The following is a 22,405-nucleotide window of genomic DNA, read 5'->3' on the forward strand; positions in this document are numbered from 1 at the left end:
GTGGTTCCCCTGTTTCTAGTTCTTGATTCTGGTAACGCGCCGCACCGCACTCAGGCTGCGGATACGGCGCAATATATTGGCCAGGTGTATGCGGTCGCGCACTCCCACCAGTACTTTGATGGTGCTCAGTTGTACGCTCTGGTCGCTGATGGAAATCTGGTCGATGGTGGCGTCTTGCTCGGTAATGCGCGCTGCCAGGGTGGCGACAATGCCTCTTTCGGAGATGACCTCGATCTGGCACTCCACGGGAAATTCACCCTTAACTTGAGGTGACCATTTCACCGGCATGCTCTTTTCCAGGTTGTTGCGAATGTTGGCCAGGTTGCCGCAGGATTCCCGGTGGATAACCAGCCCGCGCCCGGAGCTGAGGTGGCCGAGAATTGGGTCACCGGGAATGGGGCGGCAGCAGCGGCCGTAGCTGATCAGCATGGTTTCGTTGGTGTCCAGCAGCACCGGTGAGCCGATATTGGCTTGCTCTTTTTTGCGCTTCGACGGTGGCAGCATCAAGTTGGCCACCGCAAATGCCATGCGCTCGCCAAGGCCGATTTGCTGCAATACAAATTCGAACGAGGGTGCGTCAGTGGCTTTTAGCAGGCGCTTTACCCAGGACTTGCGGATTTCCGGGTAGCTGCTACCAAAGTTTTCCAGTGCTCGGTCCAGCAGCTTTTTGCCCAGAGTGACGGATTCCTGATGTTCCTGCTTTTTAAGGAAGTGGCGCACCGCGCTACGTGCTTTGGCGGTGATCACAAAGTTGAGCCAGGTGGGGTTGGGTTGGGCGGATTTGGCGGTGATGATGCGCACTTTCTGGCCGCTTTGCAGGGGCTCGGACAACGACGCCAGATGCCCATCCAGCTCGCAGGCGATGCAGCGGTTGCCCACATCGGTGTGCACCGCGTAGGCGAAGTCCACCGGGGTGGCGCCACTGGGCAATTCGATGATTTTGCCCTTGGGGGTGAACACGTAAATCTCGTCCGGGAACAGGTCGGTTTTAACGTGCTCGATAAACTCCAGCGGGTTGCCAGCGTGTTGTTGCAGCTCCAGCAGCCCCTGTACCCAGCGGCCCGCTCGCGAGTGCGTACTGAGTGGGGTTTCGTCATCGCTGGCTTTGTAAAGCCAATGGGCGGCGATGCCGTAATTGGCCATGGCGTCCATATCTCGTGTGCGAATCTGCACTTCGATGGGTACGCCATGCATGCCCACCAGTACGGTGTGCAACGACTGGTAGCCGTTGGACTTGGGGATGGCGATATAGTCCTTGAATTCACCGGGTACCGGTTTGAACAGATTGTGAATCAGTCCCAGCACCCGGTAACAGTTATCGACGCTGTCTACCACGATGCGGAAAGCGAACACGTCCATGATTTCCTTGAACGACTTCTTCTTCTGCACCATTTTCTGGTAGATGCTCCACAGGTGTTTTTCCCGCCCGCTGACCTCGTTGTCAATTTTTTCCTTGCTCAGCTCCAGCTCGATGGTTTGCTTGATTTCCGACAGCAGTTCGGTGCGGTGCCCCCTGGCGGCTTTGCGAGCTTCGCGCATGCGCCGGCTGCGCAGCGGGTGCAGGGCGTCAAACCCCAGCTCCTCGAATTCCACCCGGATATCATTCATCCCCAGGCGCTGGGCAATGGGGGCGTAGATTTCCAGAGTTTCCCTGGCGATTCGGCGTTTTTTCTTGGGGTTGAGTACCCCCAGGGTGCGCATGTTGTGCAGGCGGTCAGCCAGTTTTACCAGTACCACGCGAATGTCCTTGGCCATGGCCAGGGTCATTTTCTGGAAGTTTTCTGCCTGTTGTTCTGCTTTGGAGGAGAATTCAATTTCGGTGAGCTTGCTGACACCGTCCACCAGCTCGGCGACAGTTTTGCCAAAGCGGCGGCTGATCTGCCCCTTGGTGGCGCTGGTGTCTTCGATCACATCGTGAAGCAGCGACGCCATCAGGCTCTCGTGATCCATATGCATATCCGCGAGGATATGAGCCACAGCCACAGGGTGAGTGATGTAGGGGTCGCCGCTCTGCCGATACTGGCCTTGATGGCACTGCTCGGCAAAGCGGTAGGCGCGAATGACTTTTTTTACCTGGTTGGGTTCCAGGTAGGAGGAGAGTTTACTGCTTAGCGGGTCAATCAGAGACAACGCCTTGCTCCCCATGCTGTTGCGGCGAACTTACTCGGCAGTATTGGCTGCAGCGGTTGGATCAGTTTCTTGCGCTACAGTGCCCGCCATATCCTGAGCCAGGGTGTCGAGGGCCAGCAGGTCGTCTTCGCTAGTTTCTTCCTGGGCGAGAATGTCAGAGGTAACGATGCCCTGCTCAATTTCACGCAGTGCCACTACCGTGGGCTTGTCGTTTTCCCAGGCCACTTCCGGCTCTTTGCCGCCAACAGAGATTTGGCGCGCGCGCTTGGCGCCTACCAGAACCAGTTCAAAACGGTTGTCAACGTGGTCGAGACAATCCTCTACAGTAATACGTGCCATAAGTGTTTTCCGTCAATCTTAGGTGTTAGCCCACTTTTCGGGGGGCAGAACGGCCGATTGTATAAAATTTCACCGCCCGGACTCAATCTTTCAAACATTAATTTTCCAACAGTTTGGCCAATAATTCTCCATGACGGGCCTGTTGCTGGCTGAGTTGTAAGCGCTGGCATTCGATAATGGCGTGCAGCTGCTCCAATGCGGTATCGAATTGGTCGTTGATCACCAGGTAGTCTGCCTCCGGGTAATGAGACATTTCGCTGTCCGCTTCTGCCATGCGTTTGGCGATCACTGACTCATCGTCCTGGCCGCGGCCAGTGAGCCGTTGCCGCAATGCCTCCCTGGATGGGGGCAGAATAAAAATGCCTACGGTGTCAGGCATCAGGCGGCGCACCTGCTGGGCGCCTTGCCAATCGATTTCCAGAATTACATCGGCGCCCGCTGACAGGGTATCTTCCACCCATTGCTGGGAGGTGCCGTAATAGTTGCCGAATACCTCGGCGTGTTCCAGAAAGGCGTTTTGAGCCAGCATGGCGGTGAATTGCTCGTGGCTGACAAAGTGGTAATTGACGCCATCCTGTTCGCCGGGACGCATGGTGCGGGTGGTGTGACTGATGGAAACCTGCAACTGCTGGCAGCGTTCCAGTAGGGCCGCCACCAGGCTGGTTTTACCGGCGCCGGAAGGAGCGGATACGGTGTAAAGAGTGCCGCGTGCGGACATTGGCTTATTCCTGAAAAGAGGGTTCCTAAGAAAGTGTTCCTAAAAAAGTGTTGCTGAAAAGTCTATTTCTGAAGGAGGGTATTATTCGATATTTTGTATCTGTTCGCGCATCTGCTCAATCAGTACTTTCAATTCCACAGCGGAATTGGTGGTGCTGGTGGCATTGGATTTGGATGACAGGGTATTGGCTTCCCGGTTGAGTTCCTGCATCAGGAAGTCCAGGCGGCGACCGATTTGCCCAGGCTTGGTGAGAATGTGGCGTATCTCCCCCAGATGGGCTTCCAGACGATCCAGTTCTTCGTCCACATCGGCTTTTTGGGCCAGGTGCACCAGTTCTTGTTCTACCCGGTCGTTATCGATATCGCCCTTCAACTCCGCCAGTTTGTCGAGGATTTTTTGCCGCTGCGCAGCCATTAGCTCCGGCAAACGGGTGCGGACTGTGTCGACTTCTGACTGAATACTATCGAGCCGCTGTTCCACCATGGCCTGCAGTTTTTCACCTTCGCGCTCGCGCACGGAGCCCAACTGCTGTAGCGCCTGGTTAAACAAATCTGTGACCGCTTTTTTGAGCGCATCGGCATCCACTTCCGGTTCCCGCAGCACGCCGGGGTGGCGCAGCACGTCCAGTGGCGATACCTGCGCCGGGTCGGTCATCAGTGTGGCGATTTGCTGGCTGGCGTCCACATAGCGCTTTGCCAGGTCCAGATTCAGATCAACGGACTGACTGTTGTTTTCCAACTGTAATTGCAGATAGCAGCCCACTTTGCCTCGATGCAGTTGCTTGCGCGCCTGCTCGCGCAGGTTCATTTCCAGTTCGCGGACCGTTTCTGGCAGACGTAAATCCAACTCCAGATGACGGTGGTTAACGGAGCGAATTTCCCAAGTGATGTTGCCCCAGTCGTGTTGTGACGACTGGCGGGAGAAGGCGGTCATACTGCGGGGCATGGTGGTCTCTGATATTTCGGTGGTTGTTGAGGGAGGTATGGTAGCGGTGTGTGGGCTGTGGTGCTAGAAGAGAAAGTTGCGTGTTACGGGTTTCGGGTTGCGAGGAATTTCTGCCAACCGCTAAATTCAGCAAAGTAGCAGGCAGTGTCGAGGCCTGATAAGTAAGGCAAAAGTTTAATCTTGCTCGGGCAGCCCGCAACTCGAAACCCGTCGCCCGCTGCTTTTTTATTTAAAGGCTGTAAAATGTCCGCCTTTAGAAATCACCTTGAACAAGGAACTCAGTATGACCCGCCCCAGCGGCCGCCGCCCGGAACAGCTTCGCCCCGTTAAAATCACTCGCCACTACACCAAGCATGCCGAGGGCTCGGTACTGGTGGAGTTTGGTGACACCAAAGTGATCTGTACTGCCAGTGTTGAAAACGGCGTACCGCGCTTTTTGCGGGGCAGCGGCCAGGGTTGGGTGACCGCGGAATACGGTATGTTGCCGCGCTCCACCGGTGACCGTATGGGCCGTGAGGCGGCCCGTGGTAAACAGGGCGGCCGCACCCTGGAAATTCAGCGCTTGATCGGTCGTTCGCTGCGTGCCGCAGTGGACCTGCAAGCGCTGGGCGAAAATACCATCACCATCGACTGCGATGTGATTCAGGCAGACGGTGGCACTCGCACCGCTTCCATCACCGGTGCTTGCGTGGCGCTGGTGGATGCCATTGAGCACCTGCGCAAAGCCGGCAAAATCAAAGCTAAAGGCACCCCGCTGAAAAGCATGATTGCTTCAGTATCGGTGGGTATTTATCAGGGCACCCCGGTGCTGGATCTGGACTACCCGGAAGACTCCAACGCGGAGACTGACATGAACGTGGTAATGAACGCCGAAGGTGGTTTTATCGAAGTACAGGGCACAGCAGAAGCCGCGCCCTTTACGGCGGATGAAATGGCACAGATGATGGAGTTGGCCAAGCGGGGTATCACGCAATTGGTTAATGTGCAGAAGATGTCGTTGGCCCAGCCGTAGGCTGGGCCGGGAGACGGCAGACGTGAGATGAAAGACGTCTCTCATCTCACGTCTTTCGTCTCACAGTTCTTCAATATCGTAATCCACAATCACCGGCGTATGGGCTGAAAAATCTTTGGCCTTGTACATAACCGCGTACTCCACCAGCGGTGCCAATTCCTGGGATATCACTTGGTAGTCCACCCGGCGTCCGTCACCCTGGCCGATTGTGCCGCTGGGCCACCAGCTGAATTCGTCGGTATCGGAATTGCCGCGGCGGAACGCATCGCAATAGTCCAGGTCGCCAAACAGGGCATTCATCCAGCTGCGTTCGCTGGTGAGAAAGCCGGATTCTTCCCGGTAGTCATCGGGGTTTTCCAGGTCGCTGTCGGTGTGGGCAATATTCCAGTTGCCGCAAATAATATAACTGCGCCGTTTGTGGGAAATTTTTTCCAGATGGGCTTGCAGGTCATTAAAAAACTGACGTTTGATTTCCTGAGATGGAGTGCCGGTGATACCTGTTGGTGCCAGCAGCGAGCCAATGCTGATGTTGGCGAAGTCAGCCTGTAAATAGCGGCCTTTCATGTCTTCGCCACTGGCGAATCCGAAACCGTACATCAGGGCTTTGGGCATTTCGCGGGTATAAATAGCCACACCATTGGAATCCGGTGTGGCGTCGCCAAAGAAATAAGCGAAGTAGCCTTCCAGCTCAAACTGTGGCTGCCACTCTAGTTGATGCTCCTGTGCTTTGAGGTTTTGCAGACACAGAATGTCCGCATCCTGAGAAGCCAGCCAGTCAAACAGGCCACGCTCAGCAGCATGGTGAATTCCATCAACACAGAGACTGATAATGCGCATAATCACCCCTGGAAAATTTTCACAAACAAGATGCCGAGTATTTATGATTGTGGTTAAGACGGCTTGTCTGTCCGTGTATGATACCCGACAATTCCCGTGGCCAAAAATCGCGGATTTGAGGCATTGGACAACAGACAGCCTCTATTTGTGCACAATTCCACAGTATTATCGTTAATAACCCGGTAGCGGCCATATTCCCGACAGGGGATAGTAAATAACCGCTCCCATAGATAAAGGTAGACCTATGGAAGCCTATCAGCGAGAATTTTTACAACTCGCTATCGCCGAAAAGGCGTTGAAATTTGGTGAATTCACCCTGAAATCCGGCCGTGTCAGCCCCTACTTTTTCAATGCCGGAGAATTTCACAGCGGCGCAGCCCTGGCCGCACTGGGGCGTTTTTACGGTGCTGCCATTGAGGCATCAGGGGTACAATACGACCTGCTGTTTGGCCCTGCCTACAAAGGCATTCCATTGGCATCCACTACGGCGGTAGCGCTGGCGGATCACCACGGCCACAGTGTGCCTTATTGCTTCAACCGAAAAGAGGCCAAAACCCACGGTGAAGGCGGCTCGCTGGTGGGAGCACCCTTGCAAGGGCGGGCGTTAATCGTCGACGATGTGATTACTGCGGGTACTGCTATTCGCGAGGTGATGGAGATCCTTTCCCGCCATGAGGCCACGGCAGCCGGGGTGGTTGTTGGTTTGGATCGCAAAGAGAAGGGACGTGGCGAGCAGTCTGCCATACAGGAAGTGGAGCAGGAGTTTGGTGTGCCGGTGATCAGTATTGTCTCCATTGACCACATTATTGCTTATTTGCGGGAGGATTCGCAGCAGGCGCAAACACTAGAGAGTATTGTGGCGTATCGAGAGCAATACGGTGTTTAAAGGCTAATAGTTATGACGAAAACCCTTTCAAGATATCCGTTGGTGAAAAGCCTGGCGCCGTTGGCAATGGCTGCGGGCTTGTTGCTGACGGCTGTGCCGCAGGCCTGGGCTCAGCAGGAAGGCGGCCGTTACTACCGCTACGAGGATGCGCAAGGTAATACGGTGATTTCCACCAGCATTCCCAAGGAGTTTGCCGCCAAGGGTTACGAAATTCTCAGTGGCACCTTTAAATTGCTGCAAACCGTCGAGCCCCATGTCATTCTCAGCGACGAAGAAAAAGCCGCCAAACTGGCTTTGCAGCAACAGCAGGTGGAAGATCAATATCTGCTGAAAAGTTACAGTTCAGTGACTGAAATTGAAGCGGCCCGTGACCGTAAGCTGGACAGTTTGAGTCGCGATATTGCCCTGATCGAAGATAACCTCAAGAACACCCAACTGCAGCGCAAGCAGGAAGAGCGCAAGGCGGCGGACGCCCAGCGTGGCGGGCGCAACGTGTCCGAGGCAGTGATTAATATGCTCAGCGAGCTGGAGCGTCGCGAAGCGGATGCCCAGCAAGCCATGGCACAGCGTCGCGACGAATTGGAGAAGGAGCGCCAGCGCTATCAGGCTTATATCACTCGATACCAGCAGTTGACCCGGTAGAGTTGGCCCATCTTTTGAACCTTCACCCTGTCATCCTGAGGGAGCGGAGCGACCGCGAGGATCCCACAACTTGCAGGCTTTGAGATCCTCACGCCGCTTTGCGGCTCAGGATGACGGTGAAGCCTAAAACGGTTTGCTAAACAACTCCTGAGTTACCAACGACCACTGATCCTGCCACCCTTCTGTGGGTAGTTTTTTGAATCCGCTGCGCACAAATTGGCTGATGCGGCCCTCGGCCAGGGCGAGCATCAGATTGGCGCTGCTGCCGGTGGGCAGACGGGTACGAATGCCCTGGGTGACTTCCGCCTCCCGTAAAATCTGCTTGATTTGCGTTTCCATGCGATCGAACAACTGAACCACGCGGGTGTGCAGGCGCTCCGTTTCCCCGGTGAGGGCATCGCCATTGAGGATACGGGTGATTCCGGGGTTGCGCTCAGAAAAGGTCAGAACCAGGCTGAGAATGCGCTGGCAACGATTTTCGGCGTTGTGTTCTTCCGCCAGTATACGACTGATGCGGGTGAACAGGGTTTCCTCAATAAAGTCGATCAAGCCCTCGTACATCTTGGTTTTGCTGGGGAAGTGGCGATACAGCGCCGCTTCGGATACGCCCACCTCCCGCGCCAGGGCGGCAGTGGTTATGCGGGCGCCGGGGGCGCTTTCCAGCATTCGTGCCAACGCCTGCAGGATTTGCTGGCGGCGGGGAATGGCTTTATCGGTTTCTGCGGAATTCATTGTTATTGTAAATATCCAGTGCTTTAAAAATACGGTGCTTTAAAAATCTATGCTCAGATCGGGTTTGAGGCCCAACAGCTCGTTCTTGATACGCTCGGCCATGGCCAGCATGTTTTCTTTGTCGCTGCCTTCAAACCGCAGAGTGATTTCGGCGGAAGTATTGGAAGCGCGCACCAGGCCCCAGCTATCGCCATCTTCAACCCGCAAGCCGTCCACGGTAATCAGCTTGCAATCCTCAAAGGCGTCGCTGTCTGCCAGTGCTTCCACCAGAGCGAATTTTTCCTGCTCAGGCACCTGAACCCGGTATTCGGGGCTGGCCTCGGCGTTGGGCAGGGTGTCGTAAATATCATCCAGGCTTTGTTCCCTGAGGCTGATAATCTCTACCAGGCGCGCGGCGGCGTACATGCCGTCGTCAAAGCCGTACCAACGGTCGTTAAAGAAAATATGGCCGCTGTACTCGCCGCCCAGAGGCGCATCCAGCTCGCTGACTTTCTCACGCATAAAGGAATGCCCGGTTTTCCAGATCACCGGGCGACCGCCGTAATTGCCGATCAGGGCATTGAGGCGGCGGGTACTTTTAACATCGAACACAATGTCGGCGCCCGGTTGGCGGCTGAGCACATCGCGGGCAAAGATCATCATTAGTTCATCGGGCCAGACAATGCGTCCGCTGGCCGTGACGGCGGTGATACGGTCGCCGTCGCCGTCAAAGGCCAGCCCCAAGTCTGCTTCCTGGTGTTTCACCATCTGGATCAGGTCTTGCAGGTTGGCGGCTACCGAGGTATCTGGTGGATGGCTGGGGAAGGTGCCATCCACCTCACAGTTCAGGGGGGATACCTCGCAGCCCATTTGCTCAAGCAACTGCGGGGCAATGGGGCCGGTAACGCCGTTGCTGGCATCCACCACAACCTTGAGTTCGTCGGCGGGCACGGCGTCGTCGACGATGCGCTCTATGTAGTCCTCTACCAGATCCAGCTGACTTTCTCGTCCAGACCCGCTCAGGTAATCCTGCTCCAGAATACGTGTGCGCAGCCCGTTGATCTGTTCCGGGGTTAACGGCTTGCCTTTAATAGACATTTTGAAGCCGTTGTACTCAGGCGGGTTGTGGCTGGCGGTCACCGTGACACCGGAGGAGGTTTCCTCCAGATGGTTGATGGCAAAGTTAGTCAGCGGGGTGGGGCCCTGACCCAAGGCGATCAGGTTGCAACCACTGGCGCGAATGCCTTTGATCAGTGCCCGATAAAGACCGGGGCTGCTGGTGCGGCCGTCGTGGGCCACCACCAGGGTGTTCTCCCCCTGTTCCTGAGCCAGTGAGCCCAGTGCCTGCCCCAGGTGGGTGGCCAATTGCTCGGTGACTTGTTTGCCATAGACCCCGCGGATGTCGTAGGCGCGAAAGATTTCCTCTGGCAGTTGCTCGGCAGTGATGGGGTCGGCAGCGGCTTTTTTGCCTTTGTCTTCTGCTAAATCGAAGACGTCACCGTCGGCGCCCTGTTTTTCTTCTGATTGCGGTTCTTGCGCGGGCTCTTTATTGGAGCTGGCGCTGGGTATGGTGGAAAGGAAAGAGGTGGCGGATGCGATTTCTTCGTCTTCCTGCTGCTGTTGCTTGCGCCGGTTGTCCTGTTTGGCTTTGATCTCCATGCCCCGTTGCACCGCCAGCCGAGTGCCTACCCAAGCGCCGATCAACAGAGTAACCGCGAGCACGGAGTAGAACAGCCAGAGTTCAGTATCGCTCGCCTGTAGTTGTTTCAGCGACGGCTTGAAGGCCACTTTCCAGTGGGGCAGCTTGCTACCTATCTGGTGGCTCGGTGAGTTGTGTTCGGCATTGCCCTGAGTGATAAATGCGCGGGACGGGGTGCCAGCCAGATGTTGAGTCAGTTTTACCTGGCCGTCGACGCCGCTGTCGGCAAGCAGCCCGGCAAGGTGGCTGGCGGGAAAACTTACCAGTAGACAGCCAATAACGTCCTGCTGTTCGCTGGAATTTACCTGGGTGGCCATCAGGATATGCCACTGGCGTTCCATCAGCATCGCTTCCGGTGATACCGATTCGCCATTTAATACCCGGCGGGCCAGATCGAGGGCAACAAAATTGAGTTTGCGGGCATTGCCGGTGTCGGCACTGGTGATCAGGCGGCTGTAGGCAGCGCCGTGCATCAGCTCGGTAACACTTTGTTCCAGCTTGCGGCGGTCGTTGTCGCTGGCCTTCAGGGCCATGGCGGTGAGAGGTCGTGCCGCCAGCGATTGCAGTTGTTGCTGCTGATCGGTGATAAAGCGGTCGGTGGTTCGTGCTGCATAGCTGGAACCCTGCTGGGCCAAGCTGAGTGCTCGTTTCTGGGCGGGGTCGGCAACAATGGTGGTGTACAGGTGGTAACAGGCAAACAGCATCAACACAAACAGGGCGATGGCCCCCCAAAGGGCCAGCGGGGTGTTGGTTTTTAGCAGGGATTTTCTGGTTTTTGTATCTGCCATAGTCTTAATTGTGAGTATTCCGTTACCGTTATAGTAGCTGCGCCAAACGGGCAATCAACTCCCTGGCCAGTACCTGTTTATTGAGCTTGGGCAGTTTTTCAATGCCGTCCGGGCTCACCAATGCCACCTGGTTGTCGTCACTGTTAAAGCCAATGCCATCGCCGGTAATGTCATTGGCGATCACCATATCCAGTTTTTTGCGTTCCAGCTTGCCGCGGGCGTATTGCTCCAGATTCTCACTTTCGGCGGCAAAACCGATGGTCACCGGTCGTTGTTCCATGGCGGCCACCGAGGCGACGATATCTGGATTCTTGGTGAGTTGCAGGGTGATTTCGTCACCGCTTTTCTTGATTTTCTGGTCTGCCATCTCAACCGGGCGGTAATCGGCAACCGCCGCAGTGGCGATAAACATATCCGCCCCTTCGGCAGCGTTTATGGCGGCTTTGTGCATTTCCATGGCGCTCACCACCTTTATGGTGGTGAGCCGCTCCGGTGGGGGCAAGTTAACCGGGCCGCTGATCAGTACGGTTTCCGCCCCGGCTTCTGCTGCTGCCGCTGCTAGGGCATAACCCATCTTGCCAGAACTGTAGTTGCTGATATAGCGCACCGGGTCCAGAGGTTCCCGGGTGGGGCCAGCGGTAATCACCACCTTCTTGCCTGCCAGTGAGCCGGTTGCAAACAACCCGGCGGCGCAGTTCACCAGTTCCAGGGGCTCCAGTACCCGGCCGGGGCCCACGTCGCCACAGGCCTGCACACCTTCCGCGGGGCCGAAGATATGAATGCCGCGCTGTTTCAGAGTGGCCAGGTTGTCCCGAGTACTGTCACTGCGGTACATGGCCTGATTCATGGCGGGGGCCACCGCTATGGGGGCGGGGCAGGCCAGGCACAGGGTACTGAGCAAGTCGTCCCCCTGACCGTTACTCAGCCGGGCAACAAAGTCGGCTGATGCCGGGGCCACCAGCAGTAAGTCTCCCCAGCGTGCCAGTTCAATGTGGCCCATGGCGGCTTCTGCTTCGCTGTCCAATAGCGAAGTGTGCACCGGGTTGCCAGACAGCGCTTGCATGGTCAGTGGGGTAATAAATTCGCAGGCAGCGGGGGTCATCACCACGCGCACATCGGCACCCGCGTCCTGCAGGCGGCGCACCAGGTCGGCGCTCTTGTAGGCGGCAATACCGCCGGTGACGCCCAACAGGATGCGTTTGTTACTCAGGGAGCTCATTCAGGTTCCTAGACAGATACGGCAAAAGCGCTAAGATAACCGTTAGCTGCGCAGATGAAAAGTCGTGACAGTGAGTATTTACTGACACGGCTTTTTATCAGCGCCACATGGACGATACACGGAGGAATTATGGCTATTCAGGATTGGCCCGAGGGAGAACGCCCCAGGGAGAAGTTGATTCAGCAAGGCGCGGCTGCGCTGTCAGATACGGAGCTGCTGGCGATTTTTCTGCGCACCGGCAGTGCCGGAAAAACTGCAGTGGATTTGGCCAGGGAGATGTTGGCCCATTTCGGTAGTTTGGCGGGGTTGCTGGGTGCAGACCGAGGACAGTTCTGCGCGCTCAAGGGCTTGGGCAGTGCCAAGTATGCCCAGTTGCAGGCAAGCCTTGAGTTGGCCCGGCGCCATCTTAAAGAGCGTATGCAGCGCCATCAGGTATTCACCAGCCCGGATGCGGTGTCCTCGTTTTTGAGGCTGCAATTGCAGGGGCGCAAGCAGGAAATATTTGCCGCCCTGTTTCTCGATTCACAAAACCGTCTGATTGCCTTTGAAGAACTGTTTCGAGGCACTATCGACAGTGCCGCTGTGTACCCCCGCGAAGTGGTGCGTCGGGCAATGGCTCACAATGCGGCGGCGCTGATTCTGGCTCACAACCACCCCTCTGGTGTCGCCGAACCCAGCGAGGCAGATGCCCGCATTACCCGACAGCTGAAAGACGCCCTGGCGCTGGTGGATGTGCGGGTGCTGGATCATGTGGTGGTGGGGCTGGGGGAGGTGGTGTCGTTGGCGGAGAGGGGGAGAATTTAGCTGCGGGCCGCGGGCTTCTGGCGGCGAGCTGGCTGGTATGTAATTGTCATCCTGAGCGTTAGCGAAGGATCTCCTTGTGGCGAAGTGTGAGATTCTTCGCTAACGCTCAGAATGACAAGGCTTGCTCGATCTGCTCGTAGCCAGAAGCTCGTCGCCCGTAGCCGAAATATATTTGCTTGCGTTAGGGCTTTCTGGTATAAATCGCGCCTCTTTGGCCCCGGCCCCTGTTGGCTGGCCAGAAGTTAAGACAAAGGTTTACGACAAATTTCCAGAGCATTGCCCCCGATTAACCTCGGCGCTGGCGGTGAAGTTAAAGGGTATAGAGGCAACGTCATGTCTAAAGTATGTCAGGTTACCGGCAAGCGTCCGATGACCGGAAACAATGTATCTCACGCCAAGAATCGCACCCGTCGCCGGTTCGAGCCGAACTTGCACACCCACCGTTTCTGGGTGGAAGGCGAAAAGCGTTTCGTGAAACTGCGCGTTTCTACCAAAGGTATGCGCATTATCGACAAGAAAGGCATCGATACGGTGCTGACTGAAATCCGCGCACGCGGCGAAAAAGTTTAAAGCGCCCGCGGCGTTTTTTGTAAAGGAGAAGGCTTATGGCCAAGTCAAATCGCGACAAGATCAAGCTGGTGTCCAGCGCCGGAACCGGTCACTACTACACCACTGACAAGAACAAGCGCACCATGCCTGAAAAGATGGAAATGAAGAAGTACGACCCCACCATCCGCCAGCATGTGATGTACAAGGAAGCCAAGATCAAGTAATTGATCCGCTTTCTGAGTGCGCAAAAGCCCGGCTAATCGCCGGGCTTTTTTGTGCCGTCATCCTGAGGAGGCGTAGCCGACGTGAGGATCTAAAGGCTGGCAGGTTATGAGATCCTCACGTCGCCCTCCGGGCTCCTCAGGATGACGATGTTGCAGCAGCCATAAAAAAACCGGCCATTGGCCGGTTTTTGGGAAATGAAGTAAAGCTATTCTTCGATAAAACTGAGGGAGATATCTCCGTGGGGTACTTCCGCTTCACGGGCCTGGTCGGCAATCTCAATAAAGACTTTAGAAGGGGCTGCTTTGTTGGCCTGCACAATCACCTTGCCCTCAGGGCTCTCGGCCCGCAGGCGTTCTACGTTGGCGCGTACAGAGCGGATGTCTACCAAACGGTTCTCCATAAAGATCTGGCCGTCGGCGGTGACTTTAAAGACAACGTTTTTGACTTTGTTCTCATTGTCTGGAGGGGTGTCCGAAGCCGGTGGTTTGTTAAGGTCGATACCTACTTCTTTTACAAAGGATGCTGTCACAATAAAGAAGATCAGCATGATGAATACAACGTCCAGCATTGGTGTCAGGTCAATCTCTGACTCGTCCTCTGCCTTTCTGCGCTTTCCTAGTGCCATTTGATACCCCTACCCTTGAACTGCTGTGAGTCAGTTGACCGGCAAAAACCCGGTGCTGCTCACCATATATATTGTGATGGATTGTGTCGGGCAGCTAGTATGCCAGAAATATTTTTCCCGCCACAAGGAGAATGAGAGAAAAAATGCCCGAATTGCCAGAGGTTGAAACGACTTTACGGGGAATTTTTCCCTACGCTACCCAAAAGAGGGTAGCCGATATAGTGGTTCGCCAGCGCCAATTGCGTTGGTCGGTGCCGGAAAATTTGCCCCAATTACTGTCTGGAAAGCAGGTCGACGGCTTGCTGCGGCGCGGCAAATACCTGTTGTGGCGCTTTGACCATGGCCACCTGATGATGCATTTGGGGATGTCTGGCAGCTTGCGTGTGGTGCCTGCGACCACAGAAGTTGGCAAGCACGATCATGTGGATATTGTCATGGTTGGCGGTCAGGCCATTCGTTTGACCGACCCCCGCCGTTTTGGCGCTGTACTGTGGGTGGATGGTGAACCCGGCGAGCATCCACTGCTGCGCCATCTGGGGCCGGAGCCATTGAGTGATGAATTTGACGGCGACTACCTGTTCCGCCGCTCGCGCAAGCGCAAGCTACCGGTAAAAAGCCTGATTATGGACAGCAAAATCGTGGTGGGGGTTGGCAATATCTACGCCAACGAAGCGCTGTTTGCGGCGGGCATTCACCCGTTGCGGGAGGCGGGGCGCATTTCCTGCCAGCGCTACGGGGTTTTGGTGCAAACCATTAAAGACGTATTGGCGCGGGCTATCGAGCAGGGCGGAACTACCTTAAAGGATTTTGTTGGCGGCGATGGCAAGCCGGGCTACTTTGCCCAGCAACTGCATGTTTATGGGCGCGGTGGTGAGCCTTGTACGGTCTGTGGAAAGGTATTAAAGGAAGTGCGCCTGGGGCAGCGGGCGACGGTGTATTGTGGGGCGTGTCAGCGATAGTGCATTTTGCGCTGGCCGAGGATACTTTGCTGTAACACGCCGTTAACCCATCCTTGGGGGCTCGTGACCAACATCCTTGTTGGTCGCGGTCACAGCAAAGTATCCTCGGCCAGCGCTTTCGACCTTTGGCAGCTATTCAAACAGACTCTGCTGCAAAATCGGCTCGTCCTGATCTTCCACAATACTCTGTCCCAGCTCGTAACGCCGCTGGCGCAGGGCGCAGGCGTGAATAATTTTGCGTTTTATCGGGTCTTCCAGTTTGTTCCAGTGTTGGCGCTCTTCGCGGCTGCGAAAGCAGCCATAGCAGTAGCCGCGAGGCCCGCTTTTGCAGATGCCTTTACAGGGGTTGGGTATGGCAAAAAATTCACACTGTTCCACAGTGGCGATTCAGGTAGCGCAAACAGGCCCTCACTGTACATATATAGGTACAAAAAAGCTGCATCTGAAAATTGAATGGGGCAAAAAATACCCTTATATGAGTTGAATTTTATCGCTTCTGTAGCTGCTGCCGTCTGTCTTGTTAGTGCTTGCTTACACTCATTCTTCAGTCTGAATTTTGTACAGGCACAAATGTAAAATCATCTATATGTAGTATTGCTGTGACAGTTGTAACACATTATATTGTGTCTCCAGCAGGTGCTGACACTGTTGCGAAATACATAAAATTCTCGAAAAAGCAGCAATACAAAGGGAACTTGTGGGTAAAAGCATATAAGTTGTAGCCACCTGCGTATTTCCTCTGATTAATAACAACAAGTCATCAAAAAAATCACTATTCTCAGCGGGCAGGCAATGAACAGCAGCGATCTGAAAGTCACCAAGCGCGATGGCCGCACTGAAGCCATCGATCTCGATAAAATTCATAAAGTGGTTGATTGGGCGGCAGCGGGGCTGGATAACGTCTCTGTGTCGGAAGTGGAGTTGAAAGCGCATCTGCAGTTCGTGGATGGCATCAAGACCGCCGACATCCACGAAACCCTGATCAAATCCGCCGCCGACCTGATTTCCGAGGAGCGTCCGGATTACCAATACCTGGCGGCGCGGCTGAATATCTTTCACCTGCGCAAAAAAGCCTACGGCCAGTACGAGCCGCCCACGCTGTACGAACACGTGGCCAAACAGGTGGACGCCAAGCGCTACGATGCCAACCTGCTGACCGACTACACCCCGGAAGAATTTGATCAGATGGACGCCTTTCTGGATCACACCCGCGACCTGAAATTCAGCTACGCGGCGGTGAAGCAGCTGGAAGGTAAATACTTGGTGCAGAATCGGGTAACCGGCGAAATTTTTGAGAGCCCGCAGTTTCTCTATGTATTGATCGGTGCCTGCCTGTTTGCCAGTTACCCTCCGGAAACCCGCATGGATTACATCCGTCGTTTTTACGATGCGGTGTCCCTGTTCAAAGTTTCCCTGCCCACGCCGATCATGTCTGGCGTGCGCACCCCCACCCGCCAGTTCAGCTCTTGCGTGCTGATTGAGTGTGGTGACTCCCTGGATTCCATCAGTGCCACCTCTGCCGCCATTGTGCGCTATGTCAGTCACCGCGCCGGCATTGGTGTGAACGCCGGTAAGATTCGCGCGCTCGGCTCGGAAATTCGCGGCGGCGAGGCTTTCCACACTGGCTGTATCCCGTTCTACAAGCACTTCCAGACGGCAGTAAAAAGCTGCTCCCAAGGCGGTGTGCGCGGCGGTGCCGCCACCTTGTTCTACCCCATTTGGCACCTGGAAGTGGAATCCTTGCTGGTGCTGAAAAACAATCGCGGTGTGGAAGAAAACCGGGTTCGCCACTTGGACTACGGTGTGCAGTTCAATAAGTTGATGTATGAGCGTCTGATTAAGGGCGGTAATATCACCCTGTTCAGTCCTTCCGATGTTCCCGGTCTGTATGACGCTTTCTTTGAAGATCAGAGCAAATTCGAAGAGCTGTATCGCCAGTACGAGCAGGACGACAGCATCCGCAAGAAAACCCTCAAGGCGGTGGATTTGTTCGGCCAGTTTATGCAGGAACGCGCTTCCACCGGGCGCATCTACCTACAGAACGTGGACCACTGCAACAACAACGGCCCCTTCGACCCGGCCAAGGCGCCAGTGCGTCAGTCCAACCTGTGTTTGGAAATCGCCCTGCCCACGGCCCCGCTGGAAGACATCAACGACACCGATGGTGAAATCGCCCTCTGCACCCTGGCGGCCTTTAACCTGGGGGCGCTGGATTCTCTCGACGACCTGGAAGAATTAGCCGACTTGTTGGTGCGCGCCCTGGACAGCCTGCTGTCCTACCAGGACTACCCGGTGGCCGCTGCCGAGAAAGGCTCCATGGATCGCCGCACACTGGGCGTCGGCGTGATCAACTACGCCTACTACCTGGCCAAGAATGGCGCCAAATACTCCGACGGCACCGCCAACGGCCTCACTCACCGCACCTTCGAGGCTATCCAGTACTACCTGCTGAAAGCGTCCAACCAGTTGGCGCGGGAGTTCGGTACCTGCCGCAAGTTCGAAGATACTCGCTACGCCCAGGGTGTATTGCCCATCGATAATTACAAAAGCGACCTAGACAGCATCTGCGACGAACCCCTGCACCTGGATTGGGAAGGCTTGCGCCAGGACATCGTTCGCGACGGCCTGCGCAATTCCACGTTGACCGCGCTGATGCCGTCGGAAACGTCCTCACAAATATCCAATGCCACCAATGGCATTGAGCCACCGCGTGGTTTTGTCTCGGTCAAGGCCTCCAAAGACGGCATCCTCAAACAGGTGGTGCCGGAGCTGGAAAAATACCGGGAGAACTACGAATTGCTGTGGAATATGCCCGGCAATGATGGCTACGTCCAGCTGGTGGGTATTATGCAGAAGTTTGTCGACCAGGCGATTTCTGCCAATACCAACTACGACCCGGCGCGCTTCCCGGACAAGAAAGTGCCCATGAAGCTGCTGCTCAAAGACCTGCTGACCTGCTACAAGCTGGGGCTGAAAACCCTGTACTACCACAACACCCGCGACGGCGCTTCCGACAGCCACATGGAAGAAGACGACGGCTGTGCAGGTGGAGCGTGCAAGATTTAACGTCTGGATCCCCGCCTGCGCAGGGATGACCCGGATTCGTCATTCCCGCGAAGGCGGGAATCCATGGCTCGAAGAGAATAGAAAGCAACGATGACCTACCAAACCTTTAACCGCAACGAATTCAATGCCCTGGAACAACCCATGTTCTTTGGCGAGAACGTTAACGTGTCCCGTTACGACGTACAGAAGTACGGTATTTTTGAGCAGCTGATCGAAAAGCAGCTGTCGTTCTTCTGGCGCCCGGAAGAAGTGGATCTGTCCAATGACCGCAGTGACTTTTCCAACCTGCCAGAGCACGAAAAGCACATATTTGTTTCCAATCTGAAATACCAGACCCTGCTGGACTCGGTGCAGGGCCGCTCCCCCAACGTGGCGCTGCTGCCCATTGTGTCGCTGCCGGAATTGGAAACCTGGATCGAAACCTGGTCGTTCAGCGAGACCATCCACTCCCGCTCTTACACCCACATCATCCGCAATATCGTGCCCAACCCCGGCGAGATATTTGATGACATCATGCACAACGAGCACATTATTGCTCGTGCGGAAAGCGTCACCCGCTACTACGACGACCTGATTGAAGGCGTAAATAACTACAACAACTTCGGCGTTGGTACGCACAGTATCAATGGCCAAGAGGTTGTGGTTGACCTGCGTGAATTGAAGAAAAAGCTCTACCTCACCGTTGCCTCAGTGAACATTCTTGAAGCGATTCGCTTCTACGTCAGCTTTGCCTGCTCCTTCGCTTTTGCGGAGCGCGCCAAAATGGAAGGCAACGCCAAGGTGATCAAACTGATTGCCCGCGACGAAGCACTGCACCTGACCTCCACTCAGCACATGATGCAGATATTCGCCCAGGGCAAAGACGATCCGGAAATGGCGGAAATCGCTCAAGAGTGCGAGCAGGAAGTGATCCAGATGTTTACCGACGCCGCCCAGCAGGAAAAAGACTGGGCCGACTACCTGTTTAAAGAAGGTTCCATGATTGGCCTTAACAAAGAAATTCTCTGTCAGTACGTGGAGTACATCACTAACCAGCGCATGCAGGCGGTTAACCTGCCAGCGCCCTTTACTGTGAAAAGCAATCCGCTGCCCTGGATGGATGCCTGGCTGGTGAGCGACAACGTACAGGTTGCGCCCCAGGAATCCGAAATCAGCTCCTATCTGGTGGGTGCCATCGATGCGGAAGTGGATACCGAGGAGTTTGGGGAATTCTCTTTATAAGGAGAGACACTTTGTTTTGTCATCCTGAGCACAGCTCAGGATGACGGAAACAAATTTCCGTCATGCCCACCAATAAAACTGACACCCATAAGAACAGCGACTTTCAACTCGACAATCGCGCTCAAAAACCTTTCTTTGAACTGGAATCCGAACCTGTGGCTTTACTTTCTTTAGAGAGCCTTGCTATGGACAGCTTGTCTTTCGATAGCGCCGCCTTTGAACAGCAGGAATTTTTTATTCCTCTGGGCAATGCGGAGCAGCCGGAAGAAACCCCGCAAATTGAGCTGGATGGCATGGCCAAACCCGCCCATGCGGTGGCTGTGCACAATATCAATGGCGACGAGGCGTCACGGGCGGTGGTGCAGTTTCAGCACGCCAACAATTTGCTGGAATCTCTGGAAGCGCAAGACGTTTATGTTCCCTACCAGTGCCGCGAAGGTTACTGCGGCAGTTGCCGCACACAGCTGGTGAGTGGCGAAGTGGCCTATCTGCAAGAGCCTATGGCGTGGATCAACAACGATGAAATCCTGCCCTGTTGCTGTGTGCCAAAAACGGATTTGCAGTTGAAGTTGAAGGGATAACTTCCTGCCACCCAGAACTGCCACCTCTGTCATCCTGAGCCGCGTAGCGGCGTGAGGATCTCACAACTCCAATAATTCCTTCCAAGCTGGGTTTTGCGACTCAATCAATGCAACTTTCTTTGCTCGTCGCCAGGACTTGATTTGTTTTTCACGTTCTATGGCGGATCGCACAGAAGGTGTTTCTTCAAAATAAACCAGCTTGTGGCACCGGTACTGGCTGGTAAAGCCGGGCACCGAGCCGGAGCGGTGTTCATAGAGTCTCCGTTCCAGGTTATTTGTGATCCCAGTGTATAGCACCCGGTTAAAGTGATTCGTCAGGATATAAACAAAAAAACTGCTTGAAGATGGCATATAAAATCCTTTTTGTTGCGTGCCATTTGGGTGGTTGTGAGATCCTCACGCCGCTACGCGGCTCAGGATGACGAACTTCTTAACACTGTCATACTGAGTCGCCAAAGGCGACGTGAGGATCTCACAGCTGTTGTAACTTATCTTCAAATTCCGCCATCGCCGGAGCTGCCTGCTCAAAAACCTCTTCAATCATGTCGAAGTCCAGGGTGCGTACTCCGACGATCTTTGGCTTCAGATAAACAGAGGGCGGCGATTTTGCCAGCCGTTGCCGGTCAGCATTTTCCAGCAGAATATCAAAGGTGCCCAATACCGCGTCCAGCAGGCCGGGCACGGCTTCTTTCTCTTGCGGTACCCGGGTGGGGGCAACATCCACGGCAACAGTGCAGTCGCATTCCGGTGGTAACAGATCGTAAGGCAGGTTGTTGGCGATACCGCCGTCCACCAGTACCCGGCCGTCGATTTCCACTGGCGGGAATACGCCGGGTATGGCCATGCTGGCTTTCAGCGCGGGCAGCAGCTCGCCGCTGCGAAACTCCACCACCTCGCCGCTCCAATAATCCGTGGCGACCACGGTGAGGGGAATTTTCAATTCCTCAAAGGTGCGCACCTCAATCAAATCCAGCAGGTAATGCAGGGCGCCATCTGCATTGAGAAAGCCGCCGCGACGCAGGGTGGGGGTGGCCAGCTTAAGCCACTTCAGCAGGTCGGTTTTTTTCGCGAGAATATTTTTCAGGTCATCGCCCTTGCGGATGATATGGCGGTTTACTCCGGCGTGAATGTCCTCTCCCGACAGGCCTGATGCGTACAGGGCGCCGATGATGGCACCCATACTGGCACCGGCAATGGCGGCGGGTTTAATGCCGCACTTGTCCAGTGTTTCCAGTGCCAGAATATGGGCCAGGCCACGCACGCCACCGCCACCTAAAGCAATTCCTGTTTTTGCCATTATTTTCCCCGGGTGATAGGTAAGTAAGTGGACAGGGTATGGCTTGCTGTGACCGTGGCCAGCATGGATGCTGGCCACGAGCCCCCATGGATGGGTTTACGGCGAGTCGCAGCAAGCCATACCCTGTCCACGGGGTCAGTGTATCTGGGTGTTTGTTTTGGGTTAATCCCTTCTCTCACACCCCGGAAAGCTGCACAGCATTTCAAAAATCAAATTGGCTGCCAGCAATGAGGTGTTGCCGGTGGTATCGTAGGGTGGGGATACTTCTACCAGGTCAGCGCCGACCATGTTCAAACCCCAGCAGCCGCGGATGATTTCCAGGCCCTGGGGGGTGGTCAGGCCGCCGGGTTCCGGGGTGCCAGTGCCGGGGGCTACAGATGGGTCGAGGCCGTCAATGTCGAAACTCAGATAGCAGGGGGTGTCCGGGCCAATGCGTTCGCGAATGTCTGCCATCAGCGGTTCCAGTGATTTGTGCCAGCACTCTTCCGCTTGCACCACTTGCACACCGCGATTGCGGGACCAGTCGAAATCTTCCGCAGAATAGCCGGTGGCACGCAGGCCAATCTGGGTCATCTTGGTGGGTTCTACCAGGCCTTCCTCGATAGCGCGACGGAAAATGGTGCCGTGGGCGACTTTTTCTCCGTACATGGTGTCATTGATATCGGCATGGGCATCCACATGAATCAGCGCCATTTTGCCGTGCTTTTTGTGCAGCGCTCGTAAAATCGGCAGGGCGACAGTGTGGTCGCCACCGAAGGAAACAGTTTTGGCGCCGCTGGCCATTACCTGGTCGTAGTAACGCTCAATAATGTCGATGGACTTTTCCAGGCTGAACGGATTCACCGGCACATCGCCAATATCGGCTACCTGAAAGCTGTCGAAGGGCGCAGCGCGGGTGTACATGCCGTAGGGGCGCACCAGTACGGATTCGGTGCGAATCTGCCGTGGCCCGTAGCGGGTGCCGGTACGGTTGCTGGTGCCGATATCCAGGGGAACGCCGATCAGGGCAATATCAAGGCCGTCAGCATTCTCTTGGGTGGGCAGGCGAAACAGGGATGCAATACCGCCAAAGCGGGGCATCTGGTTGCCACCAAGGGGTTGGTTAAAATCGGTACTCATGGGGTTGTGGCCTTTTGTTGATCACAGTGCGAA

Annotated in this window: 23 protein-coding genes; 10 read left to right on the top strand and 13 right to left on the bottom strand. The window is 55.3% G+C overall.

From position 1 onward, the window contains the following. Positions 1-15 precede the first annotated feature (15 nt). The 4 genes from QSV34_RS04065 to QSV34_RS04080 form a co-directional block, all read right to left on the bottom strand. The gene (locus QSV34_RS04065; RefSeq protein WP_502928983.1) at positions 16-2,145 is read right to left on the bottom strand and encodes a RelA/SpoT family protein; all 2,130 of its coding nucleotides are present in this window, start codon (positions 2,143-2,145) and stop codon (positions 16-18) included. A gap of 15 nt (positions 2,146-2,160) precedes the next feature. Beyond that, positions 2,161-2,469: a DNA-directed RNA polymerase subunit omega gene (gene rpoZ, locus QSV34_RS04070; RefSeq protein WP_289152237.1), complete on the bottom strand. Its 309-nt coding sequence runs from the start codon at positions 2,467-2,469 to the stop codon at positions 2,161-2,163. Positions 2,470-2,566: 97 nt separating this feature from the next. Then, positions 2,567-3,187 (bottom strand): guanylate kinase, encoded by a 621-nt coding sequence (gene gmk, locus QSV34_RS04075; protein ID WP_289152239.1) that lies wholly within the window; start codon positions 3,185-3,187, stop codon positions 2,567-2,569. Positions 3,188-3,268: 81 nt separating this feature from the next. Then, entirely contained in the window at positions 3,269-4,132 is an 864-nt protein-coding gene (locus QSV34_RS04080) for a YicC/YloC family endoribonuclease (protein WP_289152241.1), read from the bottom strand. Positions 4,133-4,415: 283 nt separating this feature from the next. On the opposite strand from QSV34_RS04080, the gene rph reads away from it, so the two are divergent. After that, complete coding sequence (rph, locus tag QSV34_RS04085; RefSeq protein WP_289152242.1) at positions 4,416-5,144, top strand: ribonuclease PH; 729 nt, start codon at positions 4,416-4,418, stop codon at positions 5,142-5,144. A 60-nt stretch (positions 5,145-5,204) separates the two neighbouring features. Here the strand turns inward: rph and QSV34_RS04090 are convergent, their stop codons facing one another. Continuing rightward, the gene (locus QSV34_RS04090; RefSeq protein ID WP_289152244.1) at positions 5,205-5,981 is read right to left on the bottom strand and encodes an exodeoxyribonuclease III; all 777 of its coding nucleotides are present in this window, start codon (positions 5,979-5,981) and stop codon (positions 5,205-5,207) included. Between the two features lie 244 nt (positions 5,982-6,225). Between QSV34_RS04090 and pyrE the strand changes: the two genes are divergently transcribed. Both pyrE and QSV34_RS04100 read left to right on the top strand, forming a co-directional pair. Continuing rightward, positions 6,226-6,867: an orotate phosphoribosyltransferase gene (pyrE, locus tag QSV34_RS04095; protein ID WP_289152246.1), complete on the top strand. Its 642-nt coding sequence runs from the start codon at positions 6,226-6,228 to the stop codon at positions 6,865-6,867. 12 nt (positions 6,868-6,879) lie between these two features. Further along, positions 6,880-7,509 carry a hypothetical protein gene (locus QSV34_RS04100; RefSeq protein WP_289152248.1) on the top strand — a complete coding sequence of 210 codons (630 nt, stop codon included), beginning with the start codon at positions 6,880-6,882 and terminating at the stop codon, positions 7,507-7,509. 123 nt (positions 7,510-7,632) lie between these two features. On the opposite strand, the gene slmA is transcribed toward QSV34_RS04100, so the two are convergent. From slmA to coaBC, 3 genes are read right to left on the bottom strand one after another with little or no spacing between them, the layout of a single operon-like run. Then, complete coding sequence (slmA, locus tag QSV34_RS04105; RefSeq protein WP_289152250.1) at positions 7,633-8,241, bottom strand: nucleoid occlusion factor SlmA; 609 nt, start codon at positions 8,239-8,241, stop codon at positions 7,633-7,635. Between the two features lie 39 nt (positions 8,242-8,280). After that, positions 8,281-10,707: a phosphomannomutase/phosphoglucomutase gene (locus QSV34_RS04110; RefSeq protein ID WP_289152251.1), complete on the bottom strand. Its 2,427-nt coding sequence runs from the start codon at positions 10,705-10,707 to the stop codon at positions 8,281-8,283. 28 nt (positions 10,708-10,735) lie between these two features. Beyond that, positions 10,736-11,926 (bottom strand): bifunctional phosphopantothenoylcysteine decarboxylase/phosphopantothenate--cysteine ligase CoaBC, encoded by a 1,191-nt coding sequence (gene coaBC, locus QSV34_RS04115; protein ID WP_289152252.1) that lies wholly within the window; start codon positions 11,924-11,926, stop codon positions 10,736-10,738. 129 nt (positions 11,927-12,055) lie between these two features. Between coaBC and radC the strand changes: the two genes are divergently transcribed. From radC to rpmG, 3 genes are all read left to right on the top strand, one after another. Then, positions 12,056-12,730 (top strand): RadC family protein, encoded by a 675-nt coding sequence (gene radC / locus QSV34_RS04120; protein WP_289152253.1) that lies wholly within the window; start codon positions 12,056-12,058, stop codon positions 12,728-12,730. Positions 12,731-13,063: 333 nt separating this feature from the next. Continuing rightward, positions 13,064-13,300 (top strand): 50S ribosomal protein L28, encoded by a 237-nt coding sequence (gene rpmB / locus QSV34_RS04125; RefSeq protein ID WP_289152256.1) that lies wholly within the window; start codon positions 13,064-13,066, stop codon positions 13,298-13,300. A gap of 35 nt (positions 13,301-13,335) precedes the next feature. Further along, positions 13,336-13,503, top strand: coding sequence for a 50S ribosomal protein L33 (rpmG, locus tag QSV34_RS04130; protein WP_289152257.1), 168 nt, complete (start codon positions 13,336-13,338; stop codon positions 13,501-13,503). 206 nt (positions 13,504-13,709) lie between these two features. Here rpmG and QSV34_RS04135 read toward each other — a convergent pair whose 3' ends face one another. Further along, positions 13,710-14,129: an ExbD/TolR family protein gene (locus tag QSV34_RS04135; protein ID WP_289152259.1), complete on the bottom strand. Its 420-nt coding sequence runs from the start codon at positions 14,127-14,129 to the stop codon at positions 13,710-13,712. A gap of 143 nt (positions 14,130-14,272) precedes the next feature. Between QSV34_RS04135 and mutM the strand changes: the two genes are divergently transcribed. Next, entirely contained in the window at positions 14,273-15,088 is an 816-nt protein-coding gene (mutM, locus tag QSV34_RS04140; RefSeq protein ID WP_289152261.1) for a bifunctional DNA-formamidopyrimidine glycosylase/DNA-(apurinic or apyrimidinic site) lyase, read from the top strand. Between the two features lie 132 nt (positions 15,089-15,220). Here the strand turns inward: mutM and QSV34_RS04145 are convergent, their stop codons facing one another. After that, the gene (locus QSV34_RS04145; protein WP_289152262.1) at positions 15,221-15,466 is read right to left on the bottom strand and encodes a DUF1289 domain-containing protein; all 246 of its coding nucleotides are present in this window, start codon (positions 15,464-15,466) and stop codon (positions 15,221-15,223) included. Positions 15,467-15,880: 414 nt separating this feature from the next. Here QSV34_RS04145 and nrdA point away from each other — a divergent pair, with 414 nt between their 5' ends. From nrdA to yfaE, 3 genes are all read left to right on the top strand, one after another. Next, positions 15,881-18,154 carry a class 1a ribonucleoside-diphosphate reductase subunit alpha gene (gene nrdA, locus QSV34_RS04150; protein ID WP_289152263.1) on the top strand — a complete coding sequence of 758 codons (2,274 nt, stop codon included), beginning with the start codon at positions 15,881-15,883 and terminating at the stop codon, positions 18,152-18,154. Between the two features lie 90 nt (positions 18,155-18,244). Then, positions 18,245-19,375, top strand: a complete 1,131-nt coding sequence (nrdB, locus tag QSV34_RS04155) for a class Ia ribonucleoside-diphosphate reductase subunit beta (RefSeq protein ID WP_289152264.1) — start codon at positions 18,245-18,247, stop codon at positions 19,373-19,375. A gap of 62 nt (positions 19,376-19,437) precedes the next feature. Next, entirely contained in the window at positions 19,438-19,956 is a 519-nt protein-coding gene (yfaE, locus tag QSV34_RS15180) for a class I ribonucleotide reductase maintenance protein YfaE (protein ID WP_353738341.1), read from the top strand. A 60-nt stretch (positions 19,957-20,016) separates the two neighbouring features. Here the strand turns inward: yfaE and QSV34_RS04165 are convergent, their stop codons facing one another. The 3 genes from QSV34_RS04165 to speB form a co-directional block, all read right to left on the bottom strand. After that, positions 20,017-20,307 (bottom strand): GIY-YIG nuclease family protein, encoded by a 291-nt coding sequence (locus QSV34_RS04165; RefSeq protein WP_289152265.1) that lies wholly within the window; start codon positions 20,305-20,307, stop codon positions 20,017-20,019. A 121-nt stretch (positions 20,308-20,428) separates the two neighbouring features. Beyond that, entirely contained in the window at positions 20,429-21,253 is an 825-nt protein-coding gene (locus tag QSV34_RS04170; RefSeq protein WP_289152267.1) for a patatin-like phospholipase family protein, read from the bottom strand. 162 nt (positions 21,254-21,415) lie between these two features. Continuing rightward, entirely contained in the window at positions 21,416-22,372 is a 957-nt protein-coding gene (gene speB, locus QSV34_RS04175; protein ID WP_289152268.1) for an agmatinase, read from the bottom strand. Between the last annotated feature and the right edge of the window lie 33 nt (positions 22,373-22,405).

It is taken from the genome of Porticoccus sp. W117 (assembly GCF_030341905.1).
GTDB lineage: Bacteria > Pseudomonadota > Gammaproteobacteria > Pseudomonadales > Porticoccaceae > SCSIO-12696.